This is a genomic window from Citrobacter sp. Cc139, from assembly GCF_030334645.1.
In the GTDB taxonomy this organism is placed as follows: domain Bacteria; phylum Pseudomonadota; class Gammaproteobacteria; order Enterobacterales; family Enterobacteriaceae; genus Citrobacter; species Citrobacter werkmanii.
In genome coordinates, this window is sequence record NZ_JAOWDM010000090.1 from 60,313 (window position 1) to 72,087 (window position 11,775).

Consider the following 11,775-nt stretch of genomic DNA (forward strand, 5'->3'; position numbering starts at 1 on the left):
GATAATCAACCTACACTTCATCCTTCAAACTGCCTCTGGGTTGGCTGCGCTCGTTCTCCCCAGTCACTTACTACAGTAAGCTCCTGGGGATTTCTCACTTGCCGCCTTGACGCAATTCGAATGATTTTGTGTATACCACTTTTTTACTTTTTAGAATGACGTCCGTACACCGCCCAGGTGATAACCACGCAGGCGACATAGAAGATCACAAAGACTTTCATCGCATCAACAGGTGAGCCCGTTAACGCCAGGGAAGTACCAAATGCTTTGGGGATAAAGAAGCCGCCAATCGCGCCAATGGCAGAGATAAAACCGAGCGCAGCCGCAGTGTCGGTTGCCGCTTCACGCATCGCCTTCTCTTCTGACCCGCCTTCCGCTTTCACTCTGTCCATCGTCAGCTTGCGGAAGATAACGGAGATCATCTGGAAGGTTGAACCACTGCCCAGACCGGCCGTCAGGAACAGCGCCAGGAACACCGCGAAGAAAGCGGTAAAGTTGCCCCCTACGCCATTGGTTGGCAGCGTCAGGAACAGCAAGGCACTGAAGAGAGCCATCAACACGAAGTTCACCAGCGTCACGCGAGTTCCGCCCAGGCGGTCAGAAATTGCACCGCCAGCTGAGCGCGCCAGCGCGCCAATCAGCGGGCCAAAGAAGGCGTAATGCAGGATCTGTACCTCAGGAAACTGCGTTTTTGACAGCATCGCGAAACCGGCTGAGAAGCCGATAAATGAACCGAAGGTTGCCAGATACAACAGGCTCATGATCCACAGGTGCCCGCGCTTTAGCACCGGCAATTGCGCTTTCAATGACGCTTTTGAGGTTGCCAGTTCGTTCATACCAAACCATGCAGCCAGCGTCAGCACAGCGAGGAACGGAACCCAAATCCATGCGGCGTTTGCCAGATACAATTGCGTGCCATCCGGTTGCTCAACGCCCTGGCTACCAAATGCAGCGAAGATTGACAGTGAGACCACCAGCGGAGCAACCAACTGCATTACACTGACGCCCATGTTGCCCAGACCACCGTTCAGACCCAGCGCACCGCCCTGCTTTTGTTTTGGAAAGAAGAAGCTGATATTCGCCATGCTTGATGCAAAGTTCGCACCGGCAAAACCGCACAGTAAGGAGATAATAATAAAGGTACTAAATGGCGTGGTGGTATCCTGCACCGCAAAACCTAACCATACACATGGGACGATCAGGATACCGGTGCTGAATGCCGTCCAGCGGCGTCCACCAAACAGGGGAACCATAAAAGAGTACGGCACACGCAGCAGCGCGCCGGAAACCGACGGCAACGCCGTCAACATGAACAATTGCTCCGTGGTGAAATTAAAGCCGACTTTCGGTAAGTTCACCGCCACGGCGCTAAATAACATCCACACGCAAAACGCCAGCAGTAAGCAAGGGACGGAAATCCACAGGTTACGGCTGGCGATTCGTTGACCACGCTGTTGCCAGAAGACAGGATCTTCCGGCCGCCATTCTGTAATTACAGCTCCAGATGCCCTTTCCGGGGCAGATGAGTGACTCATAGACACCTCTGATACTTGTTTCGATGCCTGCAACCTTAGGGTTTACAGCTGGAGGTAAGTTGATATAAATCAAAGGAAAAGGTGTCATTATTCATGCCTGAAATTTATCATCACCCTAAATGAGTACATTACTTCGGTAAAAAAGATGTGGTTTTTCACGCTTCTGTCGTCTTCTACTCCCCCCGACCCATGACCTCCCCCTTGGCTGGCAATTAAGAGGTAGCCCGTTTGAGGTATGGGTATACTCCAGTGTATCGCCGAGAATAACGCCACTGCCTGCAGCAGAACCGTTATTCAAAAGGGTTTCTGTTCTACGAAGACCCGAAGGAACAAGTCACCATGTTTAAACGTTGTCTCTCCCCGCTTACGCTGGTCAACCAGGTGGCGCTGATTGTTTTATTGTCTACTGCCATCGGCGTGGCAGGTATGGCTGTCTCCGGTTGGCTGGTTCAGGGCGTTCAGGGTAGCGCCCATGCAATTAACAAAGCCGGCTCGCTGCGTATGCAGAGTTATCGTCTGCTGGCGGCGGTACCCCTGGAAGCCGACGATCAACCGCTACTGGATGAAATGGAGAAAACGGCGTTTAGTCCAGAGTTAACGCGAGCCGCACAGCGCGATGGACAACAGGCGCAGTTAAAAGCATTACAGGATTACTGGCACACTGAGCTGGCGCCAGGGCTTGCCCACGCGCAAACGCCTGATGCGGTAGCGCAAGATGTAACGCGCTTTGTCGTTGGGCTGGATAAGCTGGTTACCGCCTTCGACCATACCACCGAATTACGCATTGAACGCGTCGTCCTGCTACATCGCCTGATGGCGGCATTTATGGCCTTACTGCTGGTCTTCACCATTATCTGGCTACGCGTACGTCTGCTGGAACCATGGAAACAGCTATTGGCGATGGCGCGAGCCGTCAGCCAACGTGATTTTACCCAACGTGCGCATATCAGCGGGCGTAATGAGATGGCGGCTCTGGGCTCGGCGCTGAATAATATGTCGGAAGAGCTGGCTGAAAGTTATGCGGTACTGGAACAGCGGGTGCAGGAGAAAACGGCCGGGCTGGAGCATAAAAATCAGATCCTCTCTTTTCTGTGGCAAGCCAACCGACGCCTGCATTCTCAGGTGCCGTTGTGTGAACGCCTCTCTCCGGTGCTGAACGGCCTGCAGAATTTGACCCTGCTACATGATATTGAGCTGCGGGTTTATGATCTGGAGGATGAAGATAATCATCAGGAATTTACCTGTCAGTCCAATGTCAGTTGCGATGAGAAAGGATGTCATCTGTGCCCACGCGGTACGTTGCCCGCGATAGACGGTGGTATCACGCTGAAATGGCGGCTGGCCGACGCGCATACCCAGTATGGTATCCTGCTCGCTACGTTGCCGAACGGACGCCATCTCAGCCACGATCAGCAACAACTGGTCGATACCCTGGTTGAGCAACTGACCGCGACGCTGGCGCTCGACAGACATCAGGAGCGCCAGCAGCAGTTGATCGTGATGGAAGAGCGTGCCACCATTGCGCGCGAACTCCATGATTCTATTGCACAATCGCTTTCATGTATGAAGATGCAGGTTAGCTGTTTGCAGATGCAGGGCGATGCGCTGCCCGAGAATAGCCGCGAACTGCTTAGCCAGATTCGTAATGAACTGAACGCCTCGTGGGCGCAACTGCGTGAGCTGTTAACGACCTTCCGTTTACAGCTCACCGAACCCGGATTGCGACCCGCGCTGGAAGCCAGCTGTCAGGAATACAGCGCCCGCTTTGGTTTTGCGGTTAAGCTGGACTATCAGTTGCCGCCGCGCCTGGTCCCTTCGCATCAGGCGATTCACTTATTACAAATTGCTCGTGAAGCCCTGAGCAACGCCCTGAAGCACTCCCATGCTGATGAAGTCGTCGTGACGGTGGTGCAAAATGGCAAACAGATCAAACTCACAGTACAAGATAACGGCTGCGGCGTACCGGAAAACGCCGAACGCAGTAACCACTACGGCATGATAATAATGCGCGACCGTGCGCAGAGCTTGCGCGGCGATTGCCGAGTACGCCGTCGTGAGACAGGCGGTACTGAAGTTACTGTCACTTTTATTCCCGAAACAAACTTCACAGAAGTCCAAGGAGATACCCATGAGTAATCTGGAACCGGCAACCATCCTGTTGATCGACGATCATCCGATGCTGCGAACCGGTGTAAAACAGCTTGTCAGCATGGCGCAGGATATCACCGTTGTCGGTGAAGCCAGCAATGGCGAACAGGGTATCGAGCTGGCTGAATCTCTTGATCCCGATCTGATCCTGCTTGATCTCAACATGCCCGGCATGAACGGTCTGGAAACCCTCGACAAGCTGCGTGAAAAGTCCCTGTCTGGCCGCATCGTGGTGTTTAGCGTATCCAATCATGAAGAAGATGTCGTTACCGCACTGAAACGCGGCGCGGATGGTTACCTGCTGAAAGATATGGAGCCGGAAGATTTACTGAAAGCATTACAGCAGGCCGCCGCCGGTGAAATGGTACTGAGCGAAGCCTTAACGCCGGTTCTGGCCGCCAGCCTGCGCGCCAACCGCGCGACGTCTGACCGTGATGTCACCCAGTTGACGCCGCGTGAGCGCGATATTCTCAAACTTATTGCCCAGGGCCTGCCTAACAAGATGATTGCCCGCCGTCTGGACATCACCGAAAGCACGGTTAAAGTTCATGTGAAGCATATGCTGAAGAAAATGAAGCTCAAATCACGCGTAGAAGCGGCGGTTTGGGTGCATCAGGAACGCATTTTCTGATAACGAAGTCGTGCATCATGATTAACGAGGATCATTTGCCGAAACGCTGATAAACGGTTCGGTCAGTGATAGCGTGATCTCATTGGAAGAGACACGCTGGCCCAGTTCATCTTCTACCACTACCGACAGCCGCCAGCGGTTTGTCGCCCCTTCTCTACTGTCCCACTTCGGCATAATAATCGTCCAGCCCTGTGCGCTTCGGGTACTGCTGCCAGCGGTTAAGCTCAGCGCCTGAGTATCGCCCTGCCATGCAAGATGGCGAATCCCATGCAGGCTGCGCACTTGTACCTTCAGCGCCACCGTTTCTCCCGGCTTGAGATCCCAGGGCGGCGTGGCCAAAAATACCGACAGGGTTTTACGCTGGCGATACTCCAGCGTCGGCAAACTATTCCGCTGCGGATCGTCATAACGACTGCCGCGCAGCGAGCGGCTGTTCGCCACCTCGCTAACCATCAGCTGTTTTTTTAACGGAACGCCGAAACGATAATTCAGCGTTAATCCGAGGTTATTCTGACTGACGCCATTTTCACCCTGCTTATGCTGCGCAGTCATCGTAATCAGCGGCACCGGCGTATAGCTCAGCCCGAGGTTCACCGCTACCGGATTGTGATACCCGGTTCCTGAATGAAACAGATCCACCCGGTCGCCAAAATACTGTTCTACGCTGACGCTGGTATTGAGATGTTGATAGAACGGCATCCGCATTTGCGCGGTCAGGTCGTAGCCGCGGGCCATCCGTTGTTCCTGTGTGGTGGAACGATTCTGCCAGGAGGAAAACGGCTGGTAGTAGTTAGCGGATAAACGTAAATACTCGCCCCACGCTTCTGCCCCTAAGCCGCCCCGGGGCAGATTTTCATCCAACAGATTGTCATAAAACGTGTTGTAACCCAGTAGCCAACCGCCATGTACCCAGCGCTGCCCAATTCCCGCATTACTGACTAAGCCCTCATCCTGTTGCGTTAAGCCTAACTGGCTCCAGGTAAGATAGCGCTGATTGTCCTGCCACGGAATAAACCAACTTCCCCGGCTGCCGGTAAAGCTGCCCTCTTTATCAACCTGCAACCCGACGCTGGCGTTTCCCCAGGGAGAGAGCCAGGATTCCAGTTGTTGATTCACCTGTTCGCTGACCGTGTCACGTACCTGACCAAACGCGAACTGCTTCGCCTGCTCGCCGGTATCAAGGCCGTTATCGGTCATACTGGCTTCACCGAATGCTTTCACCATTTCGGCGAAATGCTTTTCGCCTGCCCGCGATTCCGGCGCCATACCGAGATCGGGCAAGCCATCGCTATTGTTATCGAATGGGTTTTCAGCCTGCTGAATAAAAGAGGATTGTGCGCTGGCAGTACCCCCTGCCAGTGGCAAGAGTGCAAATACGGCGAGAGGAAAATAAATAATACGGCTCAAATCGTTAGTTATTTCTTAAATCAATTAATCAGGCACACTTAACCTAAACCATAACGTCTGCAGCAATTAATTGCAGCCTTTATCCCCGTTTTCGGGATTTTCTGACCCGAATAATCAGGGGTAGCCACATGCTTTCTTTTCGATATCTGGTACAGGGAGTACCATACACGCCAGGAATTATCCCTCCCATCCGACAACAGGAGTCAAAATGCAAAAGATAGTGATCGTCGCGAACGGTGCGGCCTATGGAAGCGAATCGTTATTTAACAGCCTGCGTCTGGCCATCGCCTTGCGTGAACAAGAAGCCGGTCTCGATCTGCGTCTGTTTTTAATGTCGGATGCGGTTACGGCGGGATTACGCGGTCAGAAACCGGCGGAAGGATACAATATTCAGCAAATGCTGGAGATCCTGACAGCGCAAAACGTTCCGGTAAAACTGTGCAAAACCTGCACTGATGGTCGTGGGATCACCGACCTGCCTTTAATTGATGGCGTCGCCGTGGGCACGCTGCCAGAACTGGCGCAATGGACGCTGGATGCAGATAAAGTATTGACCTTCTGACAGTGCCTTACAGGCACGCGCACTGAAAGCGCCGGAAATTTCCGGATTTTATCTTAGATGGGCGCGGTTTCGTTGAACGTTAGCACGCCCTTTCAACCGTCTTGAGGAATTTTGTCACTTTTGTTTAATCGTTATGCCATTTTTTGATCAAAATCAGCATCCTGTTGCTCCCCCTTTGGTGTTATGCAATGAGTGAAATGTGAACAACATCACGCAGCACTTTCGACAGAAAGTACGTTGTTTTCAAGAACGGGGTGAAAAATGGCATTAGTGAAGGCGAGTTTAAAGTTATTTGGTGGCGATACGGTGGTTGTGCGCTGTTCCGAGCGCTGTCACATCCATCTGATGAGCGAGAAAAATCACGTCAAAGACACGCAGTCCGACATCTTAAGCGTGCAGGACCGTGATAACGCATGGTTGACCGTACCTTATACCGGCGTCTGGAACGTGCTGATCGACAGCCACAGTCAGTCGCTTGAGCATTCGATAAGTTTTATTGCAGCGTAATCGTGAAATGCCCGATAAGCACCTGGCTGTCGGGCACACAACACTCCGCCGACGCTATGCAAAACCTGGTCGTATAATCCCTTCCGGCAGGTTCTCTCCCAACAATCGTTTGACCGTAATCACCAAATCGTTAAGACAATCATCCTGCATTCCCAGCTTCACCAGTTCTTGTTCCAGCGAGAACAGATACTGGGCATTAGTGCCTAAAGGTCCACTGGCCGTAGCGATAAGCGGCGCGATCACCTGCGCGCGGGTATCCGACTCAAACAACGGATGGCGCGGATCCATAATAAAGACCAGCGCGTTCACCGTCCGTCCGTCATCCAGCGCCAACTGACACCAGGTCGGCAGGTAGCAACCGGTGATCATTTCACGCTTCCACAGCAGAGAAAGCTCTTGCTCCAGCGATGCGTCTGGTAAGCGATAAGCCACACCGGTAGTGCGTCCACCCTCTTTCAGGGCCAGCATCCGTCCCGGCTGACAGGCCGTTCCTCGCCCCGCCGTCAGACGCAGGCAAAATGCACGGTGCCAACCGACCAATGTCCCGGTACAGGACTCTTCAAATTCTAAGGCCGGGTTCCACATCAACGATCCATAACCGAAGATCCACACCGGTCCATCATCTGGTCGGCAAGCAAGCGTGGCGGCCAGTGAGGCTGCCCGTTGTTCCGCTGACCAGAGTAGTGATTCTTCAATAGCGCCAAACGCCGTCTTACAGTCGGCATTCAATAAAAAATCACGCGTTAACACCTTACACCTCCGCCACTGCAGCTTCCCTGCGACAACTTTTTTGACGCCTTCCGGGCATTTTTACTGCTCATTTTGAAACCAATAGCTGGACAATAGGCAATTCACCGCTCGCTTGCAAGCCAGTAACGGCGCGGCGTAGCACGATTCGCTAACGGATGACTCAGGCTAGTTTATAAAGGCATTATAATTGATACCGTTACGTCTTTTTATGCCATTTATCATCATCACCTTTTTGATAATCATTTTTCACCGCCGCCCACGCCACCTTGTGCGCTGTCTCTTCGCGAGTGGCATCATCGCGACGGTCAGATTTATCTTTATACTGTTCCCAGGCGCTGTTAAAGGCTTCTTTATAGATGTCCTGAGCATGGGATGGCAGAACATGCTGTACGCTGTCAGGCAGATCGCTTTTCGATTTATAGGGCATTGTGAACTCCTCTTTTTGGACTAAACCTTAAGTGTGGTTAACAATGCTGCGATGCGCCAATAATGAACATTTTTAAATTACTACCTCATCTAACCTTCTGTTAATTAAATACTCTATAAACAAGACATTTGTTTTTGGCCACTTAGAGATGGAAAATAAGCGATGCGGTAAAATTTCGTAAAATGTCACCTGCAAAACCGCTTTTTCTGTTATTTTTTACATTCTTTAATACTTTTATAATTATAAATACCTGCAGAGATGGAGAATTAACTTAATGACACAACTACATGAGGCGGTAAAAACCCGCCACAAGGAGACCTCTCTCGTCTTCCCGATTTTGGCGCTGGTAGTACTGTTCTTATGGGGGAGCAGTCAGTCACTACCAGTGGTCATCGGTATTAATGCGCTGGCCCTTGTTGGTATATTAAGCAGCGCATTCAGCGTTGTCCGTCATGCGGACGTATTAGCACATCGACTTGGCGAACCCTACGGCTCGCTGATTCTCAGTCTGTCAGTTGTTATTCTTGAAGTCAGTTTAATTTCCGCATTAATGGCGACCGGCGATGCCGCGCCTACGCTAATGCGCGACACGCTGTACTCGATCATTATGATCGTCACCGGCGGTTTAGTCGGTTTTTCATTACTGCTGGGCGGCCGCAAATTTGCCACTCAGTATATGAACCTGTTTGGTATTAAGCAGTATTTAATCGCCCTGTTTCCACTGGCCATTATTGTGCTGGTGTTTCCAATGGCGTTACCGGGAGCCAATTTTACTACTGCGCAGGCGCTACTGGTGGCGCTCATTTCTGCGGCAATGTACGGCGTATTCTTGTTGATTCAAACAAAAACGCACCAGAGCCTGTTCATTTACGAGCATGAAGATGAGGGTGACGACGACGATCCGCATCACGGTAAGCCGTCAGCGCACAGTAATATATGGCACGCAGCCTGGCTCATCATTCACCTGATCGCCGTTATCGCCGTCACCAAGATGAACGCCAGTCCACTGGAAACCTTGCTGACTGAACTCAATGCGCCCGTGGCATTTACCGGTTTCCTGGTGGCGCTGTTGATCCTCTCCCCTGAAGGGCTGGGGGCGCTGAAAGCGGTGCTGAACAATCAGGTACAGCGGGCGATGAATTTGTTCTTCGGTTCAGTATTAGCCACTATTTCACTCACCGTACCGGTAGTGACGCTGATAGCGTGGGCAACAGGGAATGATTTGGTGTTTGCTTTGGGCGCGCCAGAGATGATTGTCATGGTCTCGTCGCTGGTACTGTGCCACATCTCTTTCTCCACCGGACGAACCAATGTGCTTAACGGCGCCGCGCATCTGGCGCTATTTGTCGCCTATCTGATGACGATATTTGCCTGATAACTAGTTTGGCGGGATCCACGGCCCTTTGCAGGGCCGTTTTCTTTTAGCGCGTTTATTGCTCCGGATAAACCTGTTGGCCATCGACAAACGTTAATAACGATTCCGTTTGATGCAGCTTGTCTGGCGCAATAGCCATAATATCTTGATTCAGCACCGCAAAATCGGCGAGCTTACCTGCTTGCAAACTTCCTCTTTGCTGTTCAGCAAAAGCCAGCCAGGCGGCATTTCGGGTATACATTTTTAACGCATCTTCCCGACTTAACTGGCGGGTGTCATGGCGTACTGAGCCGTCGAGCGCTTTACCTGTGACATGATATTCAATGGCATGCCACACTCCCGCAACGCCAATCCGCGTCGCATCTGTACCGCCGGCAACGATTACCCCCTGCTCTAGCGCGGGTTGCACTGGCGATGATAGCGCCGCCACCGTTTTACCATTTGCGCGTTCAATGGCGGGAGATTCAAAGTATGGCCCCATCTGGACAGAGTAGGCTAAACCGAGTTTCTTCATGCGGGCAATCGTTTCGGGCGTACCGGTATTAAGATGCGCAATCGACCAGCGCAACGGCGCAATATCATGCGATTTAGCCACCTCGCTAATGACATCTAAAATCGCATCCGCACTGTCATCGGTATAAGCATGTATTTCAACGGCAACACCTTCTTTGGCGGCAAGCTGAAGCACCTTTAATTGTTCTTGTTGGGACTCTGCTGAGGACGTGAACCCAGATGACATCCGCACGCCATCATTCATTGCCATCACCAGGCTTTCACCGAAGCCCAGAAAGGCTATTCTGCCGTCATCATGCATTGCCGGGCGAAACGCCAGGCGTTGTTTAAACCATTCCGTTTCATTACCAGGCGGTGCGGATAAACGATATCCAACGCGTATCCTGAGAGGTTGCTGCTGCTGAAGTTTAAAGAAATCACGATAAGCTTGCTCATGCCCGGCAGAAGGATCGATAAACCCGACCACGCCGCGTTTATTTAAATAACGTACAAAGGCGTTAAGGTTCTTTTCCACATCGCCAGTCTGGCTAATCTGGGCGAAAAGCTGGTTAAAACGGCCAATGGTCCCGCGCAATTTCCCCGTTGCCAGCCCTTTATCATCGCGTTCTATCACGATCCCTGCCGGAACATCCGGCTGTGGACTATTAAGTTTTAGGGTATCGATAGCCTTTTGATTTAACAAAGCATAGTCATAAAGACTTTGTATATACGCAGGATGATGAGGCAGCACCTGATTCAGTTCCTGAACCGTCGGATCCCGCTTTTCAGCAAATTGTTCCGGTATCCATGAACCCGCCACCGCCACCCATTGCTCTGCGTCTTTCTTTGCCGCAGATTGCGACAGTTTATTTAACGCATCGGGTAAGTTTTTAGTATCAAACCAGTAGGTTTCAAATAAAAATGTCCTTCCCCCCCGAATGCCATGCAGATGCGCATCAATTAACCCCGGAATAACGGTTTGCCCCGTAAGATTAATTTCCTTCGTGTTCGGTCCGGACCATTTTTTCACCGTTTCATTATTACCCACCGCAATAATATGCCGCCCTTTTACCGCCAGCGCCTGCGCATTGGGTTGTTGTTCATCCATGGTAATCAACTTGCCGTTATACAAAATAACGTCGGCCTTGTCCTGAGAATGCGCCAGAAATGAAATTCCTATCAGAATTGCGGCCAACGCTACGTTGCGCATAGCCGGAGGGGGAGTATTAAAGCAAAGTCCCAGTTTACCCATCATATTTATCTACCTTTTCATGTGATGAAAATCAGGAAAGCTGATGCAGCACCGCCTGGCTGGCGATGTGTGCGCTGGATAGCAAACGTTCGAGCGTATGCCCACAACGGGCTTTTCCCGACAGACCAAGCATCGTGGTACTGATGTAATCGGTCAGACTATCAGCCACTTCGGGATGGCGCTGTGCAATAAAGTCATGAATTTTATGTTCTGCAACCGAGTAGAAAGCCCGGGCCACCTGCCGCGCCTGCGGATCGTTGCTATGCGTGCCCTCCAGAACCAAACAACCAGGCGCATGCGGATCCGCGGCATAGCGTCGCGCCGCCTCTTCAAGCAACGCAGCAAGGCTTTCGGCAACCGGTCTGTCAGAACGCAAAATGTCATCAAACGGGATCGCATCGGTTTGTACATAGCGACCAAGTACGCGTTCATAAAGACCGATTTTGTTCCCAAAAGCGGCATAAAAACTGGGGGGTTTGATGTTCAGGGCCTGCGTAACATCCGCTACGCTCACAGCGTCGTATCCATGCGCGTGAAATAAGGGCTGTACTTTGGCAACAGCCAGTTCCGGATCAAAATTACGTGGTCGGCCTGGGGCGCGCGAACATTTTGTAGTGCTCATTACAAATCCATTGACAGAAAACCATGCACCAATTATATATCGATCACTACATAATTGTTCAAGGAGT

11 protein-coding genes are annotated in these 11,775 nt (G+C 51.6%); 5 read left to right on the forward strand and 6 right to left on the reverse strand.

Features of this window, described 5'->3' with window-relative positions:
• Positions 1 to 143 precede the first annotated feature (143 nt).
• Positions 144 to 1,535, reverse strand: a complete 1,392-nt coding sequence (locus OGV69_RS16465) for a NarK family nitrate/nitrite MFS transporter (RefSeq protein WP_038641122.1) — start codon at positions 1,533 to 1,535, stop codon at positions 144 to 146.
• A 339-nt stretch (positions 1,536 to 1,874) separates the two neighbouring features.
• Here OGV69_RS16465 and narX point away from each other — a divergent pair, with 339 nt between their 5' ends.
• Together narX and narL are read left to right on the forward strand one after the other, a co-directional pair.
• Positions 1,875 to 3,671, forward strand: coding sequence for a nitrate/nitrite two-component system sensor histidine kinase NarX (gene narX / locus OGV69_RS16470; RefSeq protein WP_069324654.1), 1,797 nt, complete (start codon positions 1,875 to 1,877; stop codon positions 3,669 to 3,671).
• On the forward strand, positions 3,664 to 4,314 hold the full coding sequence (narL, locus tag OGV69_RS16475) for a two-component system response regulator NarL (RefSeq protein ID WP_038641125.1): 651 nt from the start codon (positions 3,664 to 3,666) through the stop codon (positions 4,312 to 4,314). Before narX ends, narL begins: the two co-directional genes overlap by 8 nt.
• Positions 4,315 to 4,335: 21 nt before the next feature.
• On the opposite strand, the gene OGV69_RS16480 is transcribed toward narL, so the two are convergent.
• Complete coding sequence (locus OGV69_RS16480; protein WP_069324655.1) at positions 4,336 to 5,721, reverse strand: YchO/YchP family invasin; 1,386 nt, start codon at positions 5,719 to 5,721, stop codon at positions 4,336 to 4,338.
• A gap of 208 nt (positions 5,722 to 5,929) precedes the next feature.
• On the opposite strand from OGV69_RS16480, the gene OGV69_RS16485 reads away from it, so the two are divergent.
• Positions 5,930 to 6,283 (forward strand): DsrE/DsrF/TusD sulfur relay family protein, encoded by a 354-nt coding sequence (locus OGV69_RS16485; protein ID WP_069324656.1) that lies wholly within the window; start codon positions 5,930 to 5,932, stop codon positions 6,281 to 6,283.
• Between the two features lie 261 nt (positions 6,284 to 6,544).
• Positions 6,545 to 6,790: a DUF1883 domain-containing protein gene (locus OGV69_RS16490; RefSeq protein WP_038641131.1), complete on the forward strand. Its 246-nt coding sequence runs from the start codon at positions 6,545 to 6,547 to the stop codon at positions 6,788 to 6,790.
• A gap of 54 nt (positions 6,791 to 6,844) precedes the next feature.
• Here OGV69_RS16490 and OGV69_RS16495 read toward each other — a convergent pair whose 3' ends face one another.
• Positions 6,845 to 7,540: a gamma-glutamylcyclotransferase gene (locus tag OGV69_RS16495; RefSeq protein ID WP_069324657.1), complete on the reverse strand. Its 696-nt coding sequence runs from the start codon at positions 7,538 to 7,540 to the stop codon at positions 6,845 to 6,847.
• Positions 7,541 to 7,736: 196 nt separating this feature from the next.
• Entirely contained in the window at positions 7,737 to 7,967 is a 231-nt protein-coding gene (gene chaB / locus OGV69_RS16500) for a putative cation transport regulator ChaB (RefSeq protein ID WP_038641135.1), read from the reverse strand.
• A 274-nt stretch (positions 7,968 to 8,241) separates the two neighbouring features.
• On the opposite strand from chaB, the gene chaA reads away from it, so the two are divergent.
• Positions 8,242 to 9,342 carry a sodium-potassium/proton antiporter ChaA gene (gene chaA, locus OGV69_RS16505; RefSeq protein ID WP_038641137.1) on the forward strand — a complete coding sequence of 367 codons (1,101 nt, stop codon included), beginning with the start codon at positions 8,242 to 8,244 and terminating at the stop codon, positions 9,340 to 9,342.
• A gap of 55 nt (positions 9,343 to 9,397) precedes the next feature.
• Here the strand turns inward: chaA and OGV69_RS16510 are convergent, their stop codons facing one another.
• Entirely contained in the window at positions 9,398 to 11,089 is a 1,692-nt protein-coding gene (locus tag OGV69_RS16510) for an amidohydrolase (RefSeq protein WP_069324658.1), read from the reverse strand.
• Between the two features lie 28 nt (positions 11,090 to 11,117).
• The gene (locus tag OGV69_RS16515) at positions 11,118 to 11,708 is read right to left on the reverse strand and encodes a TetR/AcrR family transcriptional regulator (protein ID WP_038641141.1); all 591 of its coding nucleotides are present in this window, start codon (positions 11,706 to 11,708) and stop codon (positions 11,118 to 11,120) included.
• Between the last annotated feature and the right edge of the window lie 67 nt (positions 11,709 to 11,775).